At 69.1% G+C, this 26,559-nt stretch carries 17 protein-coding genes and 1 pseudogene; 6 read left to right on the top strand and 12 right to left on the bottom strand.

Annotated elements, in window-relative coordinates; genetic code table 11:
* Positions 1-94: 94 nt before the first annotated feature.
* Genes AC5Y6X_RS10295 through AC5Y6X_RS10285 form a run of 3 tightly spaced genes read left to right on the top strand, consistent with a single transcriptional unit; the run spans position 95 to position 2,248 of the window.
* Positions 95-871, top strand: coding sequence for an ABC transporter ATP-binding protein (locus AC5Y6X_RS10295; RefSeq protein ID WP_499986327.1), 777 nt, complete (start codon positions 95-97; stop codon positions 869-871).
* Positions 793-1,623, top strand: coding sequence for an ABC transporter permease (locus AC5Y6X_RS10290; protein ID WP_499986326.1), 831 nt, complete (start codon positions 793-795; stop codon positions 1,621-1,623). The genes AC5Y6X_RS10295 and AC5Y6X_RS10290 overlap by 79 nt, the downstream gene beginning before the upstream one ends.
* A 1-nt stretch (position 1,624) precedes the next feature.
* Positions 1,625-2,248: a TetR/AcrR family transcriptional regulator gene (locus tag AC5Y6X_RS10285; protein WP_499986325.1), complete on the top strand. Its 624-nt coding sequence runs from the start codon at positions 1,625-1,627 to the stop codon at positions 2,246-2,248.
* Here the strand turns inward: AC5Y6X_RS10285 and AC5Y6X_RS10280 are convergent.
* The 6 genes and pseudogenes from AC5Y6X_RS10280 to AC5Y6X_RS10255 all read right to left on the bottom strand — a co-directional run.
* Positions 2,214-2,441 (bottom strand): Trm112 family protein, encoded by a 228-nt coding sequence (locus tag AC5Y6X_RS10280; RefSeq protein ID WP_324677698.1) that lies wholly within the window; start codon positions 2,439-2,441, stop codon positions 2,214-2,216. The two genes, AC5Y6X_RS10285 and AC5Y6X_RS10280, sit on opposite strands and share 35 nt — an antisense overlap.
* A complete protein-coding gene (locus AC5Y6X_RS10275; protein ID WP_499986324.1) occupies positions 2,434-5,457 on the bottom strand; it encodes an acyl-CoA synthetase in 3,024 nt (1,007 codons plus the stop codon). Before AC5Y6X_RS10275 ends, AC5Y6X_RS10280 begins: the two co-directional genes overlap by 8 nt.
* Positions 5,458-5,523: 66 nt before the next feature.
* Positions 5,524-5,814, bottom strand: coding sequence for a CDGP domain-containing protein (locus AC5Y6X_RS10270; protein ID WP_499986323.1), 291 nt, complete (start codon positions 5,812-5,814; stop codon positions 5,524-5,526).
* Between the two features lie 65 nt (positions 5,815-5,879).
* The gene (locus AC5Y6X_RS10265) at positions 5,880-6,092 is read right to left on the bottom strand and encodes a DUF732 domain-containing protein (protein ID WP_499986322.1); all 213 of its coding nucleotides are present in this window, start codon (positions 6,090-6,092) and stop codon (positions 5,880-5,882) included.
* Positions 6,089-7,468, bottom strand: coding sequence for an IS607 family element RNA-guided endonuclease TnpB (gene tnpB / locus AC5Y6X_RS10260; protein WP_499986321.1), 1,380 nt, complete (start codon positions 7,466-7,468; stop codon positions 6,089-6,091). The genes AC5Y6X_RS10265 and tnpB overlap by 4 nt, the downstream gene beginning before the upstream one ends.
* Positions 7,468-7,854 (bottom strand): annotated as a pseudogene (locus AC5Y6X_RS10255) (IS607 family transposase); the annotation flags it as partial. The gene tnpB and the pseudogene AC5Y6X_RS10255, both read right to left, overlap by 1 nt.
* A 121-nt stretch (positions 7,855-7,975) precedes the next feature.
* On the opposite strand from AC5Y6X_RS10255, the gene AC5Y6X_RS10250 reads away from it, so the two are divergent.
* Genes AC5Y6X_RS10250 through AC5Y6X_RS10240 form a run of 3 tightly spaced genes read left to right on the top strand, consistent with a single transcriptional unit; the run spans position 7,976 to position 11,436 of the window.
* Positions 7,976-8,335, top strand: coding sequence for a hypothetical protein (locus AC5Y6X_RS10250; RefSeq protein ID WP_324677706.1), 360 nt, complete (start codon positions 7,976-7,978; stop codon positions 8,333-8,335).
* A gap of 39 nt (positions 8,336-8,374) precedes the next feature.
* Positions 8,375-10,138, top strand: coding sequence for an ABC-F family ATP-binding cassette domain-containing protein (locus AC5Y6X_RS10245; protein ID WP_499986318.1), 1,764 nt, complete (start codon positions 8,375-8,377; stop codon positions 10,136-10,138).
* A gap of 14 nt (positions 10,139-10,152) precedes the next feature.
* Positions 10,153-11,436, top strand: coding sequence for a cytochrome P450 (locus AC5Y6X_RS10240; protein WP_499986498.1), 1,284 nt, complete (start codon positions 10,153-10,155; stop codon positions 11,434-11,436).
* A gap of 26 nt (positions 11,437-11,462) precedes the next feature.
* Here AC5Y6X_RS10240 and AC5Y6X_RS10235 read toward each other — a convergent pair whose 3' ends face one another.
* From AC5Y6X_RS10235 to AC5Y6X_RS10210, 6 genes are all read right to left on the bottom strand, one after another.
* Complete coding sequence (locus tag AC5Y6X_RS10235; RefSeq protein ID WP_499986315.1) at positions 11,463-12,704, bottom strand: Rv1490 family membrane protein; 1,242 nt, start codon at positions 12,702-12,704, stop codon at positions 11,463-11,465.
* Between the two features lie 17 nt (positions 12,705-12,721).
* Positions 12,722-14,092, bottom strand: coding sequence for a WS/DGAT/MGAT family O-acyltransferase (locus tag AC5Y6X_RS10230; RefSeq protein WP_499986311.1), 1,371 nt, complete (start codon positions 14,090-14,092; stop codon positions 12,722-12,724).
* Between the two features lie 3 nt (positions 14,093-14,095).
* The gene (locus AC5Y6X_RS10225; protein ID WP_499986306.1) at positions 14,096-15,562 is read right to left on the bottom strand and encodes a condensation domain-containing protein; all 1,467 of its coding nucleotides are present in this window, start codon (positions 15,560-15,562) and stop codon (positions 14,096-14,098) included.
* Between the two features lie 348 nt (positions 15,563-15,910).
* Positions 15,911-16,972: a type III polyketide synthase gene (locus tag AC5Y6X_RS10220; protein ID WP_324677716.1), complete on the bottom strand. Its 1,062-nt coding sequence runs from the start codon at positions 16,970-16,972 to the stop codon at positions 15,911-15,913.
* A gap of 143 nt (positions 16,973-17,115) precedes the next feature.
* Positions 17,116-20,196, bottom strand: coding sequence for a type I polyketide synthase (locus tag AC5Y6X_RS10215; protein WP_499986303.1), 3,081 nt, complete (start codon positions 20,194-20,196; stop codon positions 17,116-17,118).
* Complete coding sequence (locus AC5Y6X_RS10210; protein ID WP_499986301.1) at positions 20,196-26,558, bottom strand: SDR family NAD(P)-dependent oxidoreductase; 6,363 nt, start codon at positions 26,556-26,558, stop codon at positions 20,196-20,198. Before AC5Y6X_RS10210 ends, AC5Y6X_RS10215 begins: the two co-directional genes overlap by 1 nt.
* Position 26,559: the final 1 nt, after the last annotated feature.

Here is a 26,559-nt window from a genome sequence, read left to right as displayed (position 1 = left end):
CGCATCTCGCGAGTGCGGCCGTCGGTAGTTGCAGTTTCGCGGCGGGCAAACCGACCCCTTGACAATCCCGCCGCACCGGCGAAGTATTCATCACATGATGATTTCATCGCGCGATGAATTTCCGCCGGGTGGTGGCGAGCCGGCCATCGACATCGACAACCTGCGGGTGATCCGCGGGAAACGCCCGGCCCTGCATGGTTTCTCGGTGCGGATCGCGCGCGGCAGCATCACCGGGCTGCTCGGCCCGTCCGGCTGCGGCAAGACGACGCTGATGCGTTGCATCGTCGGCACCCAGATCGTGACGTCGGGAAGCGTGACCGTGCTGGGCCATCCCGCCGGCGCCGCGACGCTGCGCCGCCGAGTCGGATACATGCCGCAGGACCCGACGCTCTACAACGACCTGCGCATCATCGACAACGTGCGCTACCTGGCCTCGCTGTACGGCTTCGACGGCAGCGCCGCCGACACCGCGATCGACCGGGTGGGGCTGACCGATCACCGCACTGCCTATTGCGGCAACCTCTCCGGCGGTCAGCGCACCAGGGCGTCGCTGGCGTGCGCGCTGGTCTGCCAACCCGAGTTGCTCGTGCTCGACGAGCCCACCGTGGGCCTGGATCCCGTTCTGCGGGTGGATCTTTGGGAGCAGTTCGTCGACCTGGCCCGCGGCGGCACCACGCTGCTGGTTTCCAGTCACGTGATGGACGAGGCCGACCACTGCGGCGACCTGTTGCTGATGCGCGAGGGTCACCTCGTCGCGCACACCACCCCGACCCGACTACGAGAGGACACCGGATGCACGTCACTGGAGGACGCGTTTCTGTCCATCATCAGGCACAGCACCACGCAGAACACCGCTCCAAAGGCCGGATAGGGCTCAAGGCGTACGTCGCCACGACGACGCGCATCCTGCGCCAGCTGGCCGCCGATCGCCGCAGCGTCGCGCTGATCCTGGTGGTGCCGGTCCTGGTCATCACGCTGATGTACTTCATGTTCGAAAATGCCCCGCACCGGCCGGGCACCCCGACGCCGTTCAACAATGCCTGCCTGATCCTGCTGGGCCTTTTCCCGCTTTTCGTGATGTTCATCATCACGTCGATAACCATGCAGCGCGAACGGGCGTCGGGAACGCTGGAGCGCATCCTGACCACGCCGCTGCGCCGGCTCGACCTGCTGATCGCCTATGGCACCGCCTTCTCGATCGCCGCGGCGGTGCAGGCCGTCGTAGCGTGCGCGGTGTCGTTCTGGTTGCTGGGCTTCGACACCGCCGGCAGCCCGGTCTGGGTGTTCGTGATCGCGATCGTCAACGCGGTGCTGGGCGTCGGCCTGGGCCTGCTGTGTAGTGCGTTCGCCCGCACCGAGTTTCAGGCGGTTCAATTCATACCGCTCGTCATGGTGCCGCAGCTCCTACTGGCCGGCATCATCGTGCCGCGGGCCTTGATGGCGCACTGGCTGCAGTGGATCAGCAACGTGCTGCCCGCCAGCTACGCGCTGGAGGCCCTGCAGCAGGTGGGCGCGCACCCGGAATTGACCGGCACAGCGGTGCGCGACATCATCGTCGTCATGGGTTTCGCGCTCGCATCGCTGTGCCTGGCGGCGGCGACCCTGCGGCGGCGGACCCCCTAGCATGGCGACCACCCACACCCGGCGCAGGCGGCCCGGGCGACCGGCCGGGACCTCCGACACCCGCGATCGGATTCTGGCCAGCGCCCGAGAGTTGTTCGCGCGCAACGGCATCGACCGGACTTCGATACGGGCGGTGGCCGCGGGGGCCGGGGTGGACTCCGCGCTGGTGCATCACTACTTCGGGACCAAGCAGCAATTGTTCGCCGCGGCCATCAAGATTCCCATCGACCCGATGACGGTGCTCGTGCCCATGCGCGAGGTGCCGATCGAGGAGCTCGGCTTCAAGCTGCCGGCGATGTTGATTCCGATCTGGGATTCCGAGCTCGGCGCCGGGTTGATCGCCACGCTGCGGTCGTTGATCGCCGGCGCCGACGTGAACCTGGCGCGGTCTTTCCTGCAGGAAGTCGTCATCGCGGAAGTCGCTCCGCGGGTGGACAATCCACCGGGCACCGGCATCGTCCGCACCCAGTTCTTCGCGTCGCAGTTGATGGGCTTGGTGATGGTCCGCTACATCGTCAAGATCGAACCGTTCGCGTCGCTGCCGCCCGAGCAGATCGTGGCCACCGTCGGGCCGAACCTGCAGCGCTACCTCACCGGGGAGCTGCCGGACGCGCTCGTTCCATGAGCCGGGCGTGCTCGTCGTCGTCGACGTCGCGGGCCTCGTCGACCAGCAACACCGGAATGCCGTCGTCGATCCGGTAGGCGCGCCGCAGCCGCGGGTTGTACAGCAACTCGGCCCCGTCGTCGGAGGAGGTCAGCAGCAGCGGACCCCGGTCGGCCGGGCACACCAGGATGCTCAGCAGCGAATCGTCAACCATGTCGGTGCTCGCCGATCAGCTCCGCCCGCGCGGCCGGGGTCAGCCGGCGAAACTCGTCGCTGCCCACATCGAAATACCAGACCCCGCGTCCCGCCTTGGGAATCCCGGCGGCCCGCAGGGGGCTGACGGTGGGGCGGTAGGTCGCGCTCAGCGTCATCTCCGGCACCACGCACACGAAGTCGGGCCCCAGCCCGACGGGCATGTTGACGACGGCCTCGGTCAGGTCGGCGGCGGTGATGGTCGCGCCCGGCAGCAACGTCACCGCCGAGACCGCCACCTCCCCATCCCCGATCGGCACGTTGTAGGTCACCGCGAGGTCGACGCCGTTGATCAGGCCGAGCGCGTCGGTGACGGGCTCGGCGTAGACCAGCCCCCGCGCGGTGTGCACCACCGTGCCGCGCCGGCCCATCAACCAGTAGTCCCCGTCCTCGTCCCGGCGGAACAGGTACTCCGTCGATATCCACGTGTCGGCGGGAGCGAAGACGCCGCGTTTGACCGACGCGCTCGGGTCGATCGGCCCGTTGGACTGCGCGAGCAGCACCCCGGCCTGATTGGTCTCGGCGACCTGGACGAAGCCCCGCTCGTCCTCCAGGATCAGGTCGTGCTCGGCGTCGTAGGCGCCCAGCTCGACGCGTCCGGCACCGGGCAACGGGCGGCCCTCGCTGCCGACCTTGACGCCGGACACGTTGGCCAGCACCGCCTGTCCGTCGGTGGTGGCGAAGAACTCGACGACGTGGGCGGGCGCGAACGCGTCGACGACCCGCCCCCACAACCCGGTCGGCATGCCCGATCCGATGAACAGCCGCACCGGATGGTTGCCGTGCAGCACGAACGCCGGATCGTCGACGACCTCGCGGAGCATGGCCCAGGTGTAGGACACCACGGTGACGCCGTACTGCCGCACCTCCTGGACGAACCGCTCGGGCTGCAGCCCGCGCGACAGCGCGATGCGGGTCCCGCCGACGACCGCGCCGCCCAGGCTGACCAGCAGCGCCGACTCGTGGTGCAGCGGCGTCAGGCAGTACACGGTGTCCCTGCGGTCCAGGTTGGCCGCCGACGCCGTTCCGAACGCCGACACCGCCCACCGGTAGTTGGTGATCTGCTTGGCCACCAGCTCGCCGCCCGCCGCGCTGAACGCGATGAACGCCAGATCGCGGGCCAGCCCCGGGTTGGGGCGATACCACGCCGGCAGCTCGACCGCGTCCGGGTCGATCTGCTCCATGTCGATGACCTGGTTCTGCCGCAGGGCGTCCTCGGGCAGGTGCAGGTCGCGGGTCTCACCGCCGCCCAGCACCAGCACCTGCCCCGGCAGCTGGCGGGCCGCGTCCAGGTTGGTGGGGTCGGTCAGGATCTCGGTCACTCCCCCGAGCCGCACCGAGGCGGCCAGGTCGGCGTCCGGGCGCATGACCACCGCGACCGCGCCGAGGCGGGACAGCGCGGCGATGGCCACCAGCGCGCTGGGCCGGGTCTCCATCAGCACGCCGACGTGGTCGCCCTGCCGCACACCGACCTCGATCAGGCCGCGAACGACGTTGTTGATGCGCCGGTTGACGGCCTCGTAGGTGTGCACCCGCCCGTCGAACAACAGGAACTCGCCCTTCGGGGCGTCGTGCGCCTGCTCGTCGATGATGCGGCCCAACGAGATTCGGGTGTGGTCGTTGATCTGTCCCAGGCGGGCCAACCGCGGCAGCGTGCGCACGGTCTCCACGGCCAGGGTGCGCATGGACTTGTTGGCCGCGACGACCGCGCCGGCCGCGCCGCGCACCAGTTCCAGCGCCGCCTCGGAGACCTCCCCGATGCCGTGCGCCAGCCGGGAGCTGAACGCGACCCCGCTGTCGGTGGGCTCGGTCGGCTGGTCGGCCATCAGGTCGATGCCCGCGGGCTTGTCCCCGCCGGTGGCCAGCCACTGCACCCATGCGGCGACGGTCGGCCAGCTCTCCTTTGCCGCCCTGGACCCGACGACCAGGCCGAAATGCCCTGTCCTGATGGTGCATTCGTAGACCTCGGCGTAGGGCGCCGCCCGCCGGATCCCGCGCACCGCCGCCGGCTGTCCGATGTCGTCGACCTCGCCGACGAAGGCCAGCACCGGGCAGGTGATGTCGGTGAGCGTGACCATCTGCCCGTTGATCGCGAAACCGCCCGTCATCATCCGGTTGTGGGCGATGAACTGCTTGAGCAGTTCCGAGATCGCCGGGCCGGACCAGGCGATCCAGCCCTCGCGTTCCAAGAACCTGCGCTGCTGCTCGCGCGGCAGCAGCGCCTCGCGGTCGTGCAGCTGACGCACGAAGTCGACCCGGGCCTTGGCGGTCTTGAGCGGGTCCATCATCTGAAAACCGGTGCGCGCCATCCAGCTTGGGATGGCCAGCCGGTTGAAGACGTGATCGGCCATGAAATCGGCCACGGCCGGAGCCATGTTCGGCGGGAGGCCCATGGGCAGCGCGGCCAGGGTGTCCACCGGGGATCCGAACGCCACGATGCTGGCGATGTTCTTCGAACGCCGGTACGCCGCGACCTGATAGCACCACATCCCGCCCTGGGAGTACCCGACCAGGTGGACGTCGCTGCCCGTCGCGTCCCGCACCGTGTCGATGGCCTGGCTGAGCGCGACGATGTGGTCGGCCAGGTTGCGGCGCATGCCGCCCTCGACCTTGTCGGGTGAGCCGAAGTCGATGACCCACGGATCGAGTCCCGCGGCGTGCAGGATGCCCACCGCGCCGTCCTCCCGGGTGACGTCCCACATGTCGGCCGACATCATCATCGGGTGCACCATCAACACCGGCGGGCCCACCGGCGCATGCCCGGGCCGGCTGTCGGGTGGGAAGTACCGCCGAAGCTTGTACATCGGCACGCTCTCGACGATCTGGGACGGCGACGGGACGCTGCCCGTTTCCAGGCCCCCCAGCCGCAGGACTTCCAGGCCGTTTTGCGCCGTGGCGACCAGGCGCCCGACCGGTCGTGTGAGCATCGAAAGATTCAGATCCACCCACTGCTCCCTGACTGTTGACAGCGTGGACATCATGGCACATCGGCACGCGGGACGGTTCTGGTCAGCGCGTTTGCCCCCGCGCGGGCGGGTTGTGCGTCAGCCGTCGATGTGCGTCGGTGGGTCGGCGAAGTCGGGACCCCCTGGGCTCTGGTTGGGGCCCATCGGATCGCAGCGCCGTTCGGGCACCTGGAAGGAACTCATGCCGTTGAGCACCCAATGGGTGGAAACCACGCACCGCTGCCAGGTGCCGTCGGGCTGGATGGGTCCATCGCACTTACTGATAACCGGGCCTCCGTACTGGCAGCCGGCGCCGGCGGGCGGCGCCGAGGCGATCAGCCCCCCGGCCACCACCGCGGCGGCCAGTCCTCCGACGATGCAGCGCTTCATGGTTGCCTCCCGTCGCCGTCGACAGACCAGCCGATGACCACTGACGCTACCGCTTTTTCACGCCCTCAGCGGTGCCAGGGGCACAGGTCGTTGATGGCGATCCCGACGACCCGCGTCGCCCCGTCGGGGCCCAACGCCGGATTGTCCCGCAGGAAATAGTTCGCCGTCTCCTGCGGGCTGAGGCCCCGGTCCATCAGGCCACACATGTCCAGGCCCTGGTCCAGCGCGACCGTGTTGCCCCCGGCGTCCGTTGCAAGTGGGTGATCTTTGGTGGTCACGCGACTTGCACCCCGTCTCGGGGTTGTTCTGCAGCTGTGTGGCTGCGTCCCTTCCGCGCTTCACGGCCACCCGCCGGGCGGGGCCCGGTCTTATGGTCGGCTCCACGCTTGACGGCGGCCCCAACTGGGCCGACGACGCTAACTGGCTCCTCGTAGCGTGCGAGGTTTACCGCGGCGTTGTCATCACGCTGATGCGATGCTGAGCAACCATCGCATCGCCAATGCTCAGCCCACTCTATGTTCTGCACATGCCCGCAGCCATGGCAGGTTTTCGACGACGCAAACCAGCGGTTGGCCACCACCAGCGCCGACCCGTACCAGCCCGTCTTATACGACAAGTGGCGTCGAGGTGTGCCCAGGGCGGCATCGGACAGTCCGCGCCGGCGAGCCCGCGCCCCCGGCAAGCCCTTTTGCCGCAGCATCCCCGCCGCGTGTAAACCTTCGACCACGATCTGGCCGTGAGTTTTGGCCAAGCGCGTGGTCAGGACGTGCAGGTGATGGGTACGGACATCGTTGACCCGGCGATGCAGCCGGGACATCTCGGTGGTGCGCTGCCGGTAGCGGCGTGAGCCTTTCGTGCAGCGCGAGCGGGCCCTACTGACGTGGCGCAACTCTTGGAGTGCCGCGTCCAGCGGCCGTGGATTGGGCACTCGCTCAAGCACGGTCCCGTCAGCGGTGGCGACCGTGGCCAGCCGGCGCACCCCGACATCAACGCCAACCCGTGAACCACGCTGCGCAACATTCTGTTGCTGCGGACGCTGCACCACTACGCGCACACTGGCATCCAACCGGGTGCCGTTGCGGCGCACCGTGATCGCCAGCACCCGCGCGCGACCAGCTGTAATCAGCCGCTCAATGCGGCGCGTGTTCTCGTGCGTGCGCACGGTCCCGATGACCGGAAGCGTCAAATGCCGGCGATCACGTTCGACGCGCATCGCCCCGGTGCTAAACGACACGCGATCGGCGTCACGTCCCTTCTTCTTGAAACGGGGAAACCCCATCGCTTTCCCGTCACGTTGCCCTGCTCGGGAGCTCTGCCAGTTCCAGTAGGCGCCCACCGCGCCGCGGATTCCGTCGGCATAGGCCTCCTTGGAGCATTGCGGCCACCACACCTGCCCGGTGTCGGCGTTGATGCACACCTCGTCCTTGACCGTGTTCCAGCGTTTGCGCAGTACCCGAAGCGACGGCTTGGCCGTCGGTGTCCCGGTGGTCTGCCACGCCTCGATATCGGCTTTCAGGGTCGCCACAGTCCAGTTGTATGCCTTACGGCGAGCACCGAAATGCCTCGCCAATGCGCGGGCTTGATCATCGGTCGGGTCCAAGGTGAACCGATAGGCTTGCACACACCAGCCATCGGGCACCTCAAACTTCACCATCACCCAGCCCCGCAATCCTCACCGACGACAACGGTGATGGCTCGTCTGGCCCGGTCCTGCGCGGCCCGCCTACCAAACAAGCGCGCACAGATCGAGGTCAGGATCTCGCTCATATCACCCACCAGATCCTCATCAACCCCCCGAATCCGCCACAACCCGTTCGTTGCCCCGCGCGACAAGGGCGGCCGGAACATACGCACAGCCAAAGCGGCACAAGCGGTCCCTATGCTCGACCACAATCCGGTGCACCCACGGATCACCCAACACAGCGAGGAACGTGCGGCGATGCCGTTCAACGCCGCACCGATCAACGCCGCGCCGATCTCGGGCACGACCCTGTCGACCGGGATCTGTTGGTTCGTGGCCCGTGCACTCACCCGCGCAACACCGTTGCGCCCAGCCCACGCCGCCAGATCCATGCATCTGTTCCTACAGCACACCACCGACTACCGACCACTCAACCCGGAACAGCTGACAGCCCCCGGTTTTGCGGCGTTAGGGTGAGGCGTGGCCCCTGAGGACCGCGACGACACACCCGGTGAGCTCGACCGCCGAGCCGCCGAACTCGATGAGCGCGAGGAGGCCCTCGCGCACCGCGAGGCTCAGCTGTCAAGACGCGAATGGTTCGCCGGCGAGCGGGATCGGATCGCCGACGAGCGGGACCAAACCGCAAACAAGCGTGAACAAGTAGCAGACGAACGAGAGCGCCGCGCCGACGAACGCGAGGGCACGGCCGCCGAGCGTGAACGCGAGCGACTGCAACGCATGGACGAACAGGCGGAGCGAAGCAACGCCACCGCCGAGCGGGAGCAGGCCGACATCGCGCGCGAGATGGCCGAAACCGAACGGCTACAGGACGACGACTGAGCATCCGACGCGCGTGCCCGTTTTGCTAGCGTCGGCCCGGTGGCACACCTACTCGGGGCCGAGGCCGCACACCTCGAATATCCGACTCAGGTGGTGTTCGATTCGGTCACGCTCGGCGTCAACGACGGCGCGCGCATCGGCATCGTGGGCCGCAACGGGGACGGCAAGTCCAGCCTGCTGGGCCTGCTGACCGGTCAGCTGCGGCCGGATTCCGGGCGGGCCACCCGGCGCAGCGGTTTACGGGTCGGCGCGCTGAGCCAGGCGGACACCCTCGACCCGAATCCCACGGTGGGCCGGACCCTGGTCGGCGAGCGGGCCGACCACCAGTGGGCCGGCGACCCGCGGGTGCGCGACGTGGTCGGCGGCCTGGTCTCCGACATCGACTGGGACGCAACGATTTCCACACTCAGCGGCGGCCAGCGCCGACGCGTCCAACTCGCCGGGCTGCTCGTCGGCGAATGGGACGTCATCGCCCTCGACGAGCCCACCAACCACCTCGACATCGAAGGCATCACCTGGCTCGCCGGCCACCTGAAGCAACGCTGGGCGCGCAACACCGGCGGTCTGCTGCTGGTCACCCACGACCGCTGGTTTCTCGACGAGGTCGCCACCACCATGTGGGAGGTGCACGACGGGATCGTCGAACCGTTCGAAGGCGGGTACGCAGCCTATGTGCTGCAGCGCGTCGAGCGCGACCGGCAGGCCGCCGCGGCCGAAGCCAAACGCCAGAACCTGATGCGCAAGGAACTGGCCTGGCTGCGGCGTGGCCCGCCCGCGCGCACCTCGAAGCCCAAGTTCCGCATCGAGGCCGCCAACCAGCTGATCGCCGATGTGCCGCCGCTGCGCAACACCGTCGAGCTGGCCAAGTTGGCCACCGCCCGGCTCGGCAAGGACGTCGTCGACCTGCTCGACGTGTCGGTGTCGTTCTGTCGCCGCCCGGTGCTGCGCGACGTCGAATGGCGGATCGCCCCGGGTGAGCGAACCGGCATCGTCGGAGCCAACGGCGCCGGGAAGTCGACCCTGCTGGGGCTGATCGCCGGCACCGTTGCGCCCGACACCGGACGCGTCAAGCGCGGCAAGACCGTCAAGCTCGCCATGCTCGACCAACGGGGCGAGGACCTGGCCGCGTCGGCCGACGACCGGATCGTCGACGTGTTGGGCCGACTGCGCGGCGGCTTCCAGGTCGACGGCCGTGAGGTGACCCCGGCCCAGCTGCTCGAGCGGCTCGGCTTCGGCCGGGGTCAGCTCTCCGCGCGGGTCGGCGACCTGTCCGGTGGGCAGCGGCGGCGGCTGCAGCTGATGCTCACGCTGTTGTCCGAGCCGAACGTCCTGCTCCTCGACGAGCCCACCAACGACGTCGACACCGACATGCTCACCGCCACCGAGGACCTACTCGACTCGTGGGCGGGCACGTTGATCGTCGTCTCGCACGACCGGTATCTGCTCGAACGGGTCACCGACCAGCAGTATGCGATTCTCGACGGCCGGCTGCGGCACCTGCCCGGCGGCGTCGACGAATACCTGCGGCTCGCAACCCCTTCCGCGAGCACGACGACGGCTGCCGAGCCGCCGCGGTCCAAGCCGGGAGCCCAGCGTCGCGCCGCGGAGAAGGAACTGTCCGCGGCCGAGCGCCGGCTGGCCCGCCTCGCCGAGCGGATCGCGGCCAAACACGCCGAGCTCGCCGGGCACGACCAGTCCGACCACGTCGCGCTGACCCGACTGACCCAGGAGTTGCGCGACCTCGAGGACGAGGTGGCGGCGACCGAGGCCCGCTGGCTGGAGCTATCGGAGGTGCTCGAATGACCACGTACCGAACGGTGCGTTATCCGCCCGGCGAGGCGTTGCTGGCGCTGTACCGGCTGCGGGGCCCCGTCATCAATGCCGGCATCGGCCGGCACGGTGTCACCTATCTGCTGGGCGGCGAGGCGAACAAGTTCGTCTTCGCCAATGCCGACGCGTTCAGCTGGCGGGAAACGTTCGAGAACCTGGCCATCGTGGACGGGCCGACGGCGCTGATCGTCAGCGACGGCGACGACCACCGGCGCCGCCGCAGCGTGATCGCACCGGGCCTGCGGCACCGCCAGATCCAGGACTACGTGCAGACCATGGCGTCCAACATCGACGCCGTCATCGACGGCTGGCGGCCCGGCCAGCGGCTGGACATCTACGCGCAATGTCGCTCCGCGGTCCGGCGCAGCACCGCGGAAAGCCTGTTCGGCCGGCGCATGGCCGAGCACTCCGATTTCCTTGGGGAGCAACTCCAACCGCTGCTGGACCTGACGCATCTGCTGCCCCAGGCGGTGGCGCTGCACCGCCGGGTCAACTCCCCGGGTTGGCGACGGGCGATGGCCGCTCGCGCGCGCCTCAACGAGTTCGTCGACGCCCAGATCTCCGGCGCCCGCGCCGCGCCCAGGCCCGACGACCACATGATGACCATGCTGCTCAGCGGCCGGGGCGACGAGGGGTATGCCCTGAGCGACAACGAGATTCGCGACTCGATCATCTCTCTCATCACGGCCGGCTACGAGACCACCAGCGGCGCGCTGGCCTGGGCGATCCACACCCTGCTGACGCTGCCCGGCGCGTGGGACAACGCCGCCGAGGAGGTGCGCCGGGTGCTTGGCAAGCGGCCGCCGGCCGCCGCCGACCTGGGCGCGCTGACCTATCTCAACGGCGTCGTCCACGAGACGCTTCGGCTGTACTCGCCCGGGGTGATCTCGGCCCGACGGGTGATGCGCGACCTCCGGTTCGACGGGCACCGCATCCGGGCCGGACGGCTGCTGATCTTCAGCGCCTACGTCACCCACCGGCTGCCCGAGCTGTGGCCCGAGCCCACCGAATTCCGGCCCGCCCGTTGGGATACCGACTCACCGGACTATCGCAGGCCGGCGCCGCACGAGTTCATCCCGTTCAGCGGCGGCTTGCACCGCTGCATCGGTGCGGCGATGGCGACCACCGAGATGACGGTCATGCTGGCCCGGCTGGTCGCCAGGACCAGGCTTCGGCTGCCGCCTCAGCGGATTCGGGCGGCCCACCTCGCTGCGCTCTCCCCCAAGCCCGGCCTGACCGTCGACATCGTCGACTCAGTGCCGGCGCAATAGCACCACTTCGGGCGATGGTGTGCCCGTCATGCCTCGGTGCCGATGGGAAACAATGCCAGGGCCACCACGACGCACACGAACACCCGGACTTCCTTGGGCGTCGGTTTCCCCTGCAGTTGCGGAGAATTGAGCGCATAGAGGATGTAGACAACCCCAATGTCCAACGAGAAAAAGGTGCACCACCGCACCCAATCGAGCGCGGCCAAAAACAGCGGAACCGCCAACGCCACCCCGAGCAGTACCCAAATCGACCTGCCCCGAATATGATTCACGAACTCGCCGAACGGGGCCTTGGAGAAGTAGCCGATCAGGTATACCGTCAGCGCCACGGCCGCCAGGCCCAGAACCAACGACATCAGCCTGAGCGAAGGATTGCCGGCCACAATCCCGATAAAGTGGCCAACCCCATAGTCGTTCATCTTCGTTATGTTGTGGCAAACCCAATCGTGGTAGTCGACCTGCGGCCGGTGACCGAGGATGAAGTAATCCACCCCCTTCGAGAACGACGGGTTGGTCAGCGCGTCACCGACGGTCCTGTGCGGCACCCTCGAGCACAGTTGCGAGCTGATGCCGTGCCGGCCCAAGAACAAGATGCACAGCACCGATATCACGCCCGGCCCGATGGCCAGCACGGCGCCCAGCCGCTGCACGTTCGGCGCGGCACGGCGGGCCAGCACCAGGATTGCCAGGATCGCGCCCAGCGAAAGTTCGAATACGACCCCTTCGTGCGCAAGCGCGAAAACGGCTATCGATATTCCATAGGCCGCGCCGCATGCCGTGATGGCACGCGGGGACCGTGCGTACACCAGCGCGATGGCGTAGGCGACAAACACGGCCGCTCCGAACAGGTCCGGGCGCGCGGCGATTGCGAAGGCAAACCCGAAGGGCAGGACCGGGATCAGCAACGCAAGCATGATCCGACGCTCGGATCTCCCGCCGTGGGAGAGCACCAGCCAGGCCACGGCGGCCAGGCTGATCGAGTACACCGCCGAGGATGCCCATCTCAATACCGTGGCGGCGGTGAAGTAACTGCCGGCGGGAAACAGATTGATCATCTCGCCGGCCAGGCCGCGACGCACGAAGCCGAAGGTGTAATCCGCGGCATAGTACGAGAACAGGTACGTGTCGACGTTTACTACGGTGGCCGCGAGGAAAACGCCGAGCGCCGCCCAGGTGAGTAGGCCAATCGCAACGCCAACGTAGATGCGCGCGCGCCGGTCGGGCAGACGCGAGTCGACGTCATCGTGATCACGCACCGACTTCGTCATCGAGTGGCCTCCGGCATTCAGCCCCCCTGCGGCGGCTGGGGGGCCGAAAGGTCTCGCGCTTCCCAGCTCCGCGCCGTGAGCGAAAAGTCGCTCAGGGCGCTCGAAATGGCCTGCCGCACCTCGTCATTCGAGTTGGGGTGGCCGAGGAGATAGGAAAGGGCCGACACGAAGACCTGCCCGTGCACTCTCCCCGACACCAAAGCCAGCACGCCGCCGGTGCTGTGCATCATCGCCCTGGTCACGCCCGGGAGCAGACGCATCATGGCGAAGTAGTGGGCGTCCGTGCCGTCCGGCCGGTTGGCGGCCGGGTTGACCGCACCGAGGTTCGACGACACCACCGTCGTCTCGCTGCCGGCGGCCACGCTCATCATTCGCCGGAAGAGCCACTTCGGTATCAGGGGAACGAGGGGCAGCAACGTCCACCGCTCGTCGGGTAGATCTCGATCGCGGCTCAACGCCTGCTTGATCGCGGCGCGGATTTCGCGCAGGTCCGCCGTCACACGTGTCGGGTCGACCGTGATGTCCAGGTTCGTGATCGCGTTGGCGCGGGTGTCGCCCGGGGTGCGCTCGTCGACGGGCAACGTCAGATCGACCAAGCCGTCGGCGTTGACCCGTCCCGCTCGCTGGGCGAGGTGGACCGCCACTCCGGCGAGCAGCGCGTTGCTGGTGCCCCCGAGGGACTTCGCGCGGGCGTCCCACTCGTCGGCGTCGACAAAGACCATCGCCGTTGGGAGGGTGACGCGTTCGTCCGGTCCGGTGGGCGGCGCGGACCGCTGTCGGGGGCCCGCGGATCCGGCACCGCCGCGGCCACGCCGGGCCAGCCGTGCCGCTGCGACGACGGCGCGGCCGATTTCCGGTGTGTCGTGCGCGGTTTGGCGTGCGTCCTCGCGCAGCGCCCGCCATCGCCGCCGGGATCCCGCCGCCGGCCAGGCGATCGCGTCGTCGCGCCCGGATGCCGCGTCCGCCACCGCCTCGCACAGCCCGACGCCGTCGATGAGGCAGTGCGTGACGACCAGGCTCACCGCCGCGCCGCCGTCGGTGAAGGGCAGCACCGCTAGGTGCCATCCGGGTCCGTGCTCGGCATCCGGTCGCTTACCGGCTTGCTCGCCCAGCCAGGCGTCGAGATCACTGCGCGGCCGGGGCGTCGCGACGACCTCGAGGTCGGACCGATCGCCGGCCGCTACCCAGCGATGTCGGCCGAACGGCAATGGCGATCGTTCGATGCGGCGGGACAGGCGCCCCCGCCCCAGATGTTGGTGGAGCTGTCGCAGGCGATCGATCTCGATGCCCCGGTCGTAGACCCAGACGCACTGCAACACTTGGGACGCGCCCGTCGCGCGCTCGCCGAGCAAATGGACCTGGTCGACCAGGTCGAGCACGTTGCTCAAGTTCTAGGCTCCCAGTTCGACGGTGTAGGAATCGTAGAGTTCGTCCGGATCCCCCTGGGGTGCAACCACGCTCGGCCGGCCGGTCTCGGCGACGCGCACAAACGTCCGGGTCAACGTCTCGATGTAGTGCCGCGCCGACTCGCGCGCTGTCGCGTTGTCCGGAAACGAGATCGTCACCGTGGTTCTCGTGGCATGGCGGTTGATCCACAGGTTGATTCCCCCCATGGACAGGTTGTCGCCGTAGGTGCCGAAATTCGTCTCCTCCCACAGCCCGGCGAGGGGCACCTTCCGGAAATCGAAGAACGACATCATCATCGGCAGACTCGTGGGCAGCTTGATCCCCAGCTGATCCGGTGTGGCCAACCCCAACACCGTTTCAACCGGCACGTCCGCGAGGGGCTTGGCGTCGTCGAAGGACTTCTGGGCGGCCCGCGCCGCCTCGGTAAACGAAACGCCGGCGGTCGGCACGGTGACCGGGATCATGCTGGCGAACCAACCCACGGTCATCGTGTCGATGCCCGCCCTCCGCGTGTCCCTGGCCGTGAACCCGTGATAGGTCCCCTTGCCCGTCAATTCGTGCTCGGCCAAACCCATGCACGCGAGAACTCCCCCGATGAACCGGGCGTCGGCCGCGCCGCAGGCGGCGTCGAAAGCGTCCGTCCCGGCCCCGTCCAGCAGGTCGACCGTCAAGAAGTCGCCTTTGCTGCTGGCCCACGTATCACCGAGTGGCAGTGGGAAGCTCGGCCAGTCGCCGTCGGTGGCGCGCGCGAACCCGATCCAGTCCTCGACCTCGGGGGATGACAGGCTCAAGCCCGCGACCCTCTCGCGCTGCCGCGCTGCATAGTCGTGATAGCGGCTGACCTGGGGAAGCGTGGCGGGCGGGCGATAATGCTCGCCCCCCGACATCTCCTGATACGCCAGGTGGATGTCGATGAAGATGAGGGCGGCGGACATGCCGTCGCAGTGCAGGTGGTCGACGCTTGCGTAGAACGCGAAATAATCGGCGTGCTGGACGATACCGAATGTGAAGCAACCCCATTCGAGCGTTTCCGGAGTTGTCGTCAAGACGTGGGTGCGTATTTCATCGGCGTTCATGTGTCCCAACGACACGTGAACGAAGTCGATGGCTTCGGGATCGTCGATCGTTCGGCGCGCGATGACGCCATCCTCGATTTCGAACCAATTGTGGTAGGTGTCGTGACGACGGACGTGCGCGTTGATCGCTGCCGTCATCGCGGGAATGTCGCACGTGCCGGGAATGTCCCACGCCACGACCATCAGGCGGGGTAGCTGTCTGCCGATCGCGTTACCGGCATGGGCAGCCCAAAGGTGTTGAGTCTGTTGATAACTCGGAGCCAGACCGCCGCGTCGTCCAGTGCGAGCCGCTTCGTGTGCCTGAGGTGCGGCCCTCCACATGGTGAGCGGGCCGTGTGGCGGTTGCCATTCGTTGATGCTTCCGAGTGCGACCATTTTCTCGAGTCCTTGTTCTGTTGTGTGCTGTTCTGTTATGCCGGCATTGCTTGCGTTGCAGGGGAACGACGAAAACGCCAGTCACGCATGGTTTTTCGCGCAGCGCGAATACACCTCACGCTGGAAATCCGCCAAACGTAGATTCGCACCACCGAACTTTTGGTTCGGCGCCCCACTTGCACACCCCTTATAACACCGGTGTTGAAGAGTACCGACCAAGATCACAACTGGCAAGAGGGCGGCACTATTTTTTCGCTAGACGCACTTTCGCGGCGATGTCTTTCGCTTCCCGTACGTTCTCGCCGAGGTCGCATAGCCGTTGGGCGACTGGATGATTCGCGGCTCGGCTCACTGCCAGCGCAGTAGCACCATTTCCGACGAGAAACCGGGACCCATCGCAAGCAACAGCCCGGGGCTTCCGCTGGGCGGCGGTTTTGCCGCGGTGTCACGCAAGATGTGCAGCACGGAGGCCGACGAGAGATTGCCGACTTCGCCGAGCGAGCGCCAGGTCAGTTCGAGCGCCTCGGGGGGCAGCTGGACGCTCTTGGTGATCGCACCGATCACCTTGGGTCCGCCAGGGTGGGCCACCCAGGCGCCGATGTCGTCCTTGGTCAAGCCGTGCTTGGCGAGGAACGTGTTGACGTCGTCGGCCAGGTAGCGCTCGATGACACTCGGCAGCTCGGGAGACAGCGTGAACTGCAGGCCGGTGGAGTCCACATTCCAACCCATGATCTGCAGCGATTCCGGGTACAGGCGACTGCGCGAATCGAGGATGTGGGGACCGCCGGCCGTCACCCGTTCGGCGCGGCGGTCGCCGACGGCCACCACCGCCGCCGCCCCGTCGCCGAACATCGCGGTGGCAACCAGGCCGGACACGGTCGGCTTGACGGCCGGGAAGGTCAGTGAGCACAGCTCGACCGACACCAGAACCGCGACTCCGTCGGGCGCGCCACGCAGATAGTCGTGCAGCCGGGCCAGCCCCGCCGCGCCGGCGGCGCAGCCCAGACCGAACATCGGCACCCTGCGCACGTCCGGGCGCAGACCGAGTCGTCCGGTGATCCTGGCGTCCAGCGACGGCACCAAGACGCCGGTGACGGTCGTGGTGACGATCATGTCGACGTCCTGCGGTCGCAGGCCCGCCTCGTCGAGGGCACCCAGCAGCGCCTCGCACCCGAGGTCCACCGCCTTGTCGATGAAGATTTCGTTCGCCTCACCGAAGTCGGTCAGCGACGGGTACTTCGCCAGGGGCAGAACGAGGTGGCGGCTGTTGACTTTTGCCCCGGCGTGCAGCCGACGGACGATGGCCTCGTGTTCCTTCAATACGGGGAACTCGACGAATTGATCGGTGATCTCGCGCTGGCTGTAGCGATGCGGTGGTAGGGCGCCGAACACACCCGCGATGACGCTCATGCCCTACCCTTTGCTCAAAGATCTCCCCGGTGCCCGAAAGTTTAGGCCGTCGTGCGACGCGCGGCAAAGTCGCTGCTATTCAACGTCTGTCAAATAGGTGCCCGGAATTGATCTCGTAATCGATTCTGCCGACGCGGTTTTCGTCAATCAACACCGCCGTCCTCATCCGGATGCAGCGCCATCGCGATCAGGGCATCGGGGCTCAAAGAGTCGATGACGTCGTCGCCGACGGTCGAATCGGGTCCAGGCTTTTCGGATTCGCCGGCGAGCTGTAGGAGTTTGTCGAGCAATCCGGTTCTGCGAAGCTCCCCGAGGGGAATCTTGCGCAGCGTCGACCAGATCTTGTGATCGTCCGATGCTTCGCGATCCCCAAGCAGCAGGTGCCGAAGGTATGCGGCCAATGCCGCAGGCGTCGGGTAGTCGAAGATCAGCGTGCGCGGCAATGCCAGTCCGGTTTCGGTCGTGAGGCGGTTGCGCAACTCGACCCCGGTCAGCGACTCGAACCCGAGGTCCTCGAAGGCGCGTTCGGTATCGATGTGATCGCCGCCCGGATGCCCCAGCACCGCCGCGGCATGCAGGCACACCAGCTCCAGCAGCTGACGCAGCTGCTCCCCGGGCGGCAGCGCCCGCAACCGCTCGGCCCGGCTCGCCCACCGGCTCGCGATGGGAGCCGGCGCATCTTCGCGCTCGCCCAGCCAATATCGCTGCCGGGCGAATCCATACGTCGGCAGCTCCACCCGGCGGGCCCCCGTGCCGGTCAACACCGCCGCCCAATCCACGTTCGCACCGTTGGCGAACAGGCGCCCGGCCGCGCTGAGCACCGATTCGATTTCGGGGCGGTCGCCGGCGAGCGTCGCGACCGAGGTGCCGCGCTCGCCCGTCAACGATTGATCCACCGCGGCCGTCAGGGCCGCGCCGGGACCCACCTCCACAAACACGTCGGCGCCGAGGGACTCGGCGGCCCGTACCCCGTCGACGAACCGGACCGGTTCCCGAACGTGCCGGACCCAATATTCGGGCGACCCATACCCGGTACCGGCCGGCTGCCCGGTCACGTTGGACACCAACTGGATTCGCGGCCGATCCGCCGATACCCCGGCCACCACCCGGCCGAACTCCTCGACGACGGGTTCCATCAACGGCGAATGAAACGCGTGCGAGACGGCCAACCGATGCACACGGCGGCCCTGCTCCGCCATCCGGTCCGCGATGGCGGCCACCGGGTCCCGCTCACCCGAAATCACCACCGACGTCGGGCCGTTGACCGCCGCAATGCCGACGCCCTCGGTCAGCAGTGGCGACACCTCGTCCTCGGCGGCGGCCACCGCGACCATCGCCCCGCCGGCCGGCAGCCCGGCCATCAACCGGCCCCGGGCCGCCACCACCTTTGCCGCGTCCGCCAACGACAGAACGCCCGCCACGCACGCCGCGGTGAGCTCGCCCACCGAATGGCCCATCACGACGTCCGGAACGACACCCCACGATTGCCACAACGCCGCCAGCGCGAACTCGACGGCGAACAGGGCCGGCTGGGCGAACTCGGTGTTCTGCAGCTGCGCGGCATCATCACCCCACATCACCCGCTTCAGCGGTATCCGCAGGTGCCCGTCCAGTGCGCGCACGGCTTCGTCGAACGCGTTGGCGAACAACGGGAATCGGTCGTACAGCGGGGCGCCCATCCCCAGCCACTGCGAGCCCTGGCCGGAAAACACGAACACCGTCTTGCCGGGCTCCTGGGCGCGCCCCGCGACGACGCCCGCATGCGGGCGCCCGGCCGTCAATTCCGCCAGCCCCGCCGCGACGTTGTCCCGGTCGGCGCCGACCAGCACGGCCCGATGCTCGAACACCGTCCGGGTCGTCGCCATCGACCACGCCACGTCGGCCACGGCCAAACCCTCATGGTTTCGCAGGTGTTCGGCCAGCCGCCCGGCCTGGTTCGCGAGCGCGTCGACCGATCGCGCCGACAGCACCAAGGCCACCGCGGCGTGATCACGCTCGGCCACAGGGCTTTCCGGCGGCGCGGGAGCCTCCTCGAGGATCACGTGCGCGTTGGTGCCGCCCATTCCGAACGACGACACGCCGGCCCGCCGCGGCCGGTCCCGCGCGGGCCAGGGTGTGAGCTCGGTGTCGACGCGCAGCCGCAGGCTGTCCAGGTCGATCTGGGGATTCGCGCGCGCATGGTTGAGAGTCGGTGGGATCAGAGCGTTTTCGAGCGCCAGGACGGCCTTGAGCAGGCCGGCGATTCCCGCGGCGCCACCCGCGTGGCCGATGTTGGTCTTCACCGATCCCACGCTGACCGGACGACTTTCGCGGTTGGCGAATATTTCACCCAGCGCGTTCGCCTCGACTCGATCGCCGACTTCGGTTCCGGTGCCGTGTGCCTCGATGTAGTCGATGTCGTCGGCGGCAAGGTTCGCGTTGCTCAGCGCACACCGGATGACGTCGGCCTCCCCGGAAACCGAGGGCACGGTCTGGCCCGCCGAGCTGTGGCCCGCATTGCCCACGGCGCTGCCGCGGATGATCGCGCGGATGCGGTCCCCGTCGTCGAGGGCGGCGCGCAACGATTTCAGCAGCACCAGGGCACCGCCTTCGCCCCGCACGTAACCGTCGGCACGCTCGTCGAACGCGTAGGTGTGTCCCGAGGGCGACAGCGCACCGAATTCCGTTTCGAGCAGCGCTGTTTCGTCGGCCAGGTTGAGGTGGATGCCGCCGGCGATCGCCAGCCGCGCCTCGCCCGTGCGCAGGCTTTCGCATGCCAGGTGCACCGCGACCAGGGAGGACGATTGACCGGAGTCGACGGTCAGGCTGGAACCCCGCAACCCGAAGGCATAGGAGATCCTGTTGGCGATCATTCCCCTGCTGATCCCGGCAAACGAGTGGTGGTCGAGATTGTCGATGTTGTTCGGGGCGTCGCGCAGCGTCAGGATGGCGTAGTCGTCGGTCATCGCCCCGAGGTAGGTCGAAACGCGTTCGCCGCGCAGCGTTTCCGGCAGCACGAAAGCGTCCTCGAAGAGTTCCCACGCCAATTCGAGTGCCAATCGCTGCCGCGGGTCCATCGCGCGGGCCTCGCGGGGCGACAGGTTGAAGAAGTCGGCGTCGAACCCGGCGACGTCGACCGGCAGCCGCGTCGCTTCCGCTCCGTCGCGGACGAGGCGCCAGAAATCGCCGGGCCCGGCGGCGCAGGGGAACCGGCATGCCAGGCCGATGATCGCGACGTCGGTCATCAGGGGCCGACGTCCTCGTCGAGTATGGCGAAGAGCTCACTTTCGCTGGCGGTCGCAATGTCGTCGTCGTCGCCGTCGTCCATGGGTGCGCTAGGGGCCGGCGCGCTGAGCCCGGTGAGGATGGTTTGGATGCGCGCAGCGAAGTGAGCCTTGTCGTCCGGGGTCCAGTCGCCCTGGTTGACCAACGTTTGCAGCTCGCGGGCGATGTCGTTGAAGCGGGCCCGCCGGTCCGGTTCGGCGCCGTTGGTGACCGTCGCGAAGCTGAGCTGCTCGTCGACGTGTTCGGCCAGCGCCGCCGGGGTGGGGTAGTCGAAGATGAGGGCGGGTGAAAGGGTCAGCCCGGTGGCGGTTTTGAGGCGGTTGCGGAGTTCGACGGCGGTCAGCGAGTCGAACCCGAGGTCCTGGAACGGCAGCTGGGCCTCGACGTCCGCGCTGGAACGCCCCAGAACGGTCGCGGCGTTGGTGCACACCAACTCCACCAGCTGGAGGTGTCGCTGCTCGGGGCTGAGGCCGTGCAGCCGGGAGGCCAACCCCGACGTCGACACCGCGTTGTCGGTGTCGACGACGAGCCGGCGCCCCGGGCGGGTCACCAGGTCGCGAAGCAGCGGCGGCACAACGCCGCTCGCGCCCAACCCCGCCCCGTCGAGCCGGGCGGCGACCAGCACCGCGCGGTCGGCCAGCATGGCGTCGTCGAGCAGCTGTAGGGCCTGCGCGGTGGACAGCGGTGCGAGCCCGAGCCTGCTCATCCGGGCGATGTCGCGGTCGGCCAGGTGTCGGGTCATCGCGCTGGCCTGCTCCCACAGCCCCCAGGCCACCGACAACCCGGCCAGCCCGTGGGCCCGCCGACGCGCGGCCAGCCCGTCGAGAAAACTGTTGGCCGCCGCATAGTTGCCCTGCCCCGGGGCGCCCACGATGCCGGCCATCGACGAAAACAGCACAAACGCCGACACATCCAAACCCCGGGTCAGCTCATGCAAATTCCAGGCCCCATCCACCTTGGCCCGCAACACCGCATCCACCCGCTCGCGCGTCAACGACCCGATCAACCCGTCATCGAGCACCCCCGCGGCATGAAACACCCCCCTGAGCGGATATTCGTCCGGCAGCCCCGCGATCAGCGCCGCCACCTGGCCGCGGTCGGCCACATCACAGGCCACCACCGACACCCGCGCACCGGCGCCTTCGAGCCGGGCCACCAAATCGGATACGTCTTCGCCGCCGGCGCCGCTGCGGCTGGCCAACACCACATGCCCAACCCCATAGCGGGCCACCAAATGCCCGGCCAGCGCCGAACCGGCCATCCCGGTCCCCCCGGTGATCACCACGCTGCCCCCGGCCAACCCGCCGCCCGAGCCCGCCAGCACCGCGTTGCCGGGGCCGTCGGGCAGGGTCAACACGACCTTGCCGACATGGCGGGCCTGGCTGACGAAGCGGTAGGCCGAGGATGCGCAGCGCACGTCAAAGGCCTTGACGGGCAACGGCTTCAATGTGCCGTCGGCGAACAGGGCCATCAGCTCGGCGAGCATCGCCGCGGTGCGATCCGGGCCGGCCTCCATCAGGTCGAATGCCCGGTAGTGCACGCCCGGATGCCCGGCTGCCACCGCTTGCGGGTCGCGCAGGTCGGTCTTGCCCATCTCGATGAAGTGCCCGCCGCCGGCCAGCAACCGCAGCGACGCGTCGATGAACTCCCCGGCCAGCGAGTTGAGCACCACATCCACCCCGGCCCCGCCCGTGGTCCCCAGAAACTTCTGCTCGAACTCCAACGTTCGCGAGTCCCCGATGTGGTCGTCGTCAAAACCCATCGCCCGCAACGTGTCCCACTTGCCGCGGCTGGCGGTGACGAAGACCTCCGCCCCCCAATGACGGGCCAGCTGCACCGCCGCCATGCCCACCCCGCCGGTGCCCGCGTGCACCAACACCTTCTGGCCCGCCGTGACGCCGGCCAGCACCGACAACCCGTACAGCGCGGTCAAAAACACCACCGGCACACCGGCGGCCCGCACCGGCGACCAGCCCGCCGGCACCGCGGTCACCAGCCGGGCATCCACCACCGCCTCGGAGCCCACCACCCCCAACAGCCCCAGCACCGCGTCGCCGACCGCGAGCCCGGTCACGCCGTCGCCGACCTCGACGACCACCCCGGCACCCTCGACGCCGATCTCGCCGCCGCCGGGGTACATTCCCAACGCCACCAGCACATCCCGGAAGTTCACCCCCGCCGCGGCCACCGCCACCCGCACCTGCCCGGCCGCCAGCTCCCCCCGCGGGCACGACCGCACCACCAGGTCCTCCAACGTGCCCCCGCCGCCCGCGGTCATCCGCCACGCGCCCGCGGGCAACTCCAGCACGGTCCCCGCCCCGACCGGGGCCAACCGGGCGGCGTGCGCCACACCCGCGCGCACCACCAATTGCGGCTCGCTGCAACCGATCACGTCGCGGGCATCGATCGACCCGTCCGAGTCCACCAGGACCACCCGGCCCGGATGCTCGGCCTGCGCCGAGCGCACCAGCCCCCACACCGCCGCGCCGGCCAAATCCTCGACGCCCTCACCGGCCCAGCTGATCGCCCCGTGAGTCACCACGACCAGCACCCCGGAACCCTCACCAGCCAGAAACGACTGCAACACCCCCAGCGCCTCGTGCGTGGCCGCATACACCGACCCGACATCGGCGCCCGCGACCGGCCGCCACACCACCACGTCGTCGCCGCGAACGCCGTTCGGCTCCACGGGGATCGGTGACCACACGACGTCGAACAGGCCGCCGCCGCCCCCGGCTGCCGCCGCGACCGCGGCCGACAGCGCCTTCGCCGAGACCGGGCGAACCACCAGCTCGCGCACCGACAGCACGGGCAGGCCCGCGCCATCGGCCAATTCCACCGACACCGCGCCCACCCCGACCGGCGCGATCCGGACCCGAACCCGCGATGCGCCCGCGGCGCGCAAACACACGCCCTGCCAGGAAAACGGCAACACGGTCGAGTCTCCGCCCTCGGCGACCCCCCACGCGTGCAACGCCGCGTCCAGCACCGCCGGGTGAATCCCGAACCCGGCGACCGTCACGCCCTCGCCGACCGCCACGTCGGCGAAGATCTCTTGTCCCCGCCGCCACATCCCCTGCAAGCCTTGAAACGCCGGACCGTACTCGTAGCCCCGGCCCGCCAACGCGGCGTACAGGTCGCCGGCGTCCACCGCCGAGGCGCCCGCCGGCGGCCACACCGAAAGATCGGCGGCGGGCGCGGGCGAACCCGCGTTCAGCACGCCCTGCGCGTGCAGCACCCACACCGAATCCTGGTGCACGGCACGCGAATAGACCCACACCGCCCGCGAACCCGACTCGCCGGCGGCATCCACCACCAGCTGCACCCGCACCCCACCGGCCGCCGGCAGCACCAGCGGGGCCAGCAACGTCAGCTCCTCGACCACCGAGCAGCCGACCTCGTCGCCGGCCCGCAACACCAGCTCCACGAAGCCCGCGCCGGGAAACAGCATCACCCCGTCGACGACGTGATCCGCCAGCCACGGGAAATCGCCCACCGACAGCGCGCCGGTCAGCACCACGCCACCCGAGTCGGGACGCTCCACCACCGCGCTCAACAACGGATGTCCGGCGCGCGTCAGCCCCGCACCGCTGATGTCCGCCGATCCCACCGCCCCGTAGGGCAGCCAAAACCGCTGCCGCACAAAGCCGTAGGTCGGTAGGTCCACTCGGCGCCCGCCCCCCAGCGCGGCGGGCCAATCGACGCCGACGCCGCGGGTGAACATCTGCGCCAGCGCGGACAGCAGCGACTCGGGTTCGGGCCGGTCCTTGGCCAGCGTCACCACCGAGGCCGCCTGCCCGGCGGTCAGCGACTGCTCGACGGCGGCGGTGAGACCACGGCCGGGACCCACCTCCACGAACAGGCCGGCGCCGATCGATTCGGCGACCCGCACGCCGTCGACGAAGCGGACCGGCCGCCGCACGTGGTCGACCCAGTACCGCGGTGAGCCATACCCGGCACCGGCCAGCTCACCGGTGAGGTTGGACACCAGCGCAATTCGCGGTTCGGCGGCCGAAACCCCGGCGAGCAGTCGCGCGAACTCCTCGAGCATCGGCTCCATCAGCACCGAATGGAAGGCGTGCGACACCGCCAGGCGGTGGACCCGCCGGCCCTGCCGCGCCAACCGGTCCGCCACCGCGGTCACCGGGCCGTCGGCACCCGAAATCACGACCGCGTTGGGGCCGTTGATCGCCGCGATGCCCACGCCGTCGGTGAGCATGGGCGCCACCTCGGATTCGGCGGCGGCTATCGCAACCATCGCCCCGCCGGCGGGCAGGGCCGCCATCAGCCGGCCCCGGCCCGCCACCACCCTGGCCGCGTCCGCCAGCGACAGCACCCCGGCGACGTGGGCCGCGGTGATCTCGCCCACGGAATGGCCCGTCACCACGTCCGGCACCACGCCGACGTGCCGCAGCAGCGCCGCCATTGCCACCTCGACGGCGAAAAGCGCCGGCTGCGCGAATTCCGTGCTCTCCAGCAGCGCGGCGTCATCGCCCCAGATCACCTGCCGCAGTGGCAATCTCAGGTGGGGATCCAATGCCGTCGCCGCGTCGTCGAACGCCTCCGCGAAGGCCGGGAAGCGCTCGTGCAACTCCCGGCCCATCCCCAGCCACTGCGAGCCCTGGCCGGGAAACACGAACGCGATCTTGCCCGCCGCCTGGGCGCGCCCGACCACGACGCCCGCGCCCGGCTCGCCGGCGGCCAGCTCGATCAGGCCCGCCATGAGATCGTCACGGCCGGCGCCGACCACCACGGCCCGGTGGTCGAATGTGGACCGCGTCGTCACCAGCGACCAACCCACGTCCGCGGGGCTCAGGTCCGCATCGGCGGCCACCCGCGCCAGCAATCGCCTGGCCTGGTTGGCCAACGCGCGCTCCGAGCGGGCGGACAGCACCCACGCCGTCGCGGAGTCGTCGGGCGGCGCCGCAACGCTTTCGGCTTCCGGCGCCGACGGCTGCTCGATGATCACGTGCGCGTTGGTCCCGCTGATCCCGAACGACGACACGCCAGCGCGGCGGGGGCCGTCCCCCGCCGGCCAGGGCCGTGACTCCGTCAACACCGACACCGCCCCCGCCGACCAATCCACGTGCGGCGTGGGCACATCCACGTGCAGGGTCTGCGGCATGGTGCCGTGCCGGATCGCCTGCACCACCTTGATCAACCCGGCCACCCCCGCGGCGGCCGACGTGTGACCGATGTTGGATTTGATGGACCCCAGCCACAGCGGCCGATCCGCCGGCCGATCCTGCCCGTAGGTGGCCAGAAGCGCTTGCGCCTCAATCGGATCGCCCAACGTGGTGCCCGTCCCGTGGCCCTCCACCATGTCCACGTCGGCCACGCCCAACCGGGCATCGGCCAGCGCGGCCCGGACCACCCGCTGCTGCGCCGGCCCGTTGGGCGCGGTCAGCCCGTTGGACGCGCCATCCTGGTTCACCGCGGAGCCCCGCACCACGGCCAACACCGGGTGCCCCAGCCGTCGCGCGTCGGCGAGGCGCTCCACGACCAGGACCCCCGCCCCCTCGGACCATGCGGTGCCGTCGGCCGCGCCGGCGTAAACCTTGCACCGCCCGTCGGGCGCCAGTGCCCGCTGGCGGCTGAATTCGACGAATGCCGCGGGGGTGGCCATCACCGTCACGCCGCCCACCAGCGCCAGATCGCTCTCCCCCGACCGCAACGACTGCGCGGCCAGGTGCAGCGCCACCAACGACGACGAACACGCGGTGTCCGCCGACACCGCCGGGCCCTCCAGGCCCAGCACGTACGACACCCGCCCCGAGGCAACGCTCAGCGTCGAGCCGGTGAGGCCGTAGCCCTCCAGCTCGCCGTGCACCTCGCCGCCGTAGCCGGCGTGGATCACGCCGGCGAACACGCCCGTCGCCGAACCGCGCAACCCCAACGGGTCGATCCCGGCCCGCTCCAACGCTTCCCACGACAGCTCCAGCATCAGCCGCTGCTGGGGATCCATCGCGAGCGCCTCGCTGGGACCGACGCCGAAGAATCCGGCGTCGAAATCCCCGGCGTCGGTGAGGAATGAGCCCTGGCGCACGTACATCTTGCCCGGTGCGTCGGGGTCCGGGTCGTACAGCCCGGCCACGTCCCAGCCCCGATCCGCCGGAAAGTCGGACACCGCGTCGCGACCCTCGACCACCATGTCCCAAAGGCCCTCGGGCGAATCCACTCCGCCCGGATACCGGCACGCCATCCCCACCACCGCCACCGGCTCGGACAGCTTGCCCTCCAATTCGGAAAGGCGCCGCCGGGTGCGCCGCAGATCCGCGGTGAGGCGCTTCAGGTAATCAATATGCTTGTCGGTCCCCGACACT

The sequence above is a fragment of the Mycobacterium sp. NGS26 genome (genome assembly GCF_059813025.1).
The sequence above is the reverse complement of the archived record's forward strand: the minus strand, read 5'-3'. Positions and strand labels throughout refer to the sequence as shown.

Coding starts and splice junctions, on each gene's coding strand:
- AC5Y6X_RS10295 (WP_499986327.1), top strand. CDS start 95: ATGATGATTTCATCGCGCGATGAATTTCCGCCGGGTGGTGGCGAGCCG.
- AC5Y6X_RS10290 (WP_499986326.1), top strand. CDS start 793: ATGCACGTCACTGGAGGACGCGTTTCTGTCCATCATCAGGCACAGCAC.
- AC5Y6X_RS10285 (WP_499986325.1), top strand. CDS start 1,625: ATGGCGACCACCCACACCCGGCGCAGGCGGCCCGGGCGACCGGCCGGG.
- AC5Y6X_RS10280 (WP_324677698.1), bottom strand. CDS start 2,441: ATGGTTGACGATTCGCTGCTGAGCATCCTGGTGTGCCCGGCCGACCGG.
- AC5Y6X_RS10275 (WP_499986324.1), bottom strand. CDS start 5,457: ATGTCCACGCTGTCAACAGTCAGGGAGCAGTGGGTGGATCTGAATCTT.
- AC5Y6X_RS10270 (WP_499986323.1), bottom strand. CDS start 5,814: ATGAAGCGCTGCATCGTCGGAGGACTGGCCGCCGCGGTGGTGGCCGGG.
- tnpB (WP_499986321.1), bottom strand. CDS start 7,468: ATGGTGAAGTTTGAGGTGCCCGATGGCTGGTGTGTGCAAGCCTATCGG.
- AC5Y6X_RS10235 (WP_499986315.1), bottom strand. CDS start 12,704: ATGACGAAGTCGGTGCGTGATCACGATGACGTCGACTCGCGTCTGCCC.
- AC5Y6X_RS10225 (WP_499986306.1), bottom strand. CDS start 15,562: ATGGTCGCACTCGGAAGCATCAACGAATGGCAACCGCCACACGGCCCG.
- AC5Y6X_RS10220 (WP_324677716.1), bottom strand. CDS start 16,972: ATGAGCGTCATCGCGGGTGTGTTCGGCGCCCTACCACCGCATCGCTAC.
- AC5Y6X_RS10215 (WP_499986303.1), bottom strand. CDS start 20,196: ATGACCGACGTCGCGATCATCGGCCTGGCATGCCGGTTCCCCTGCGCC.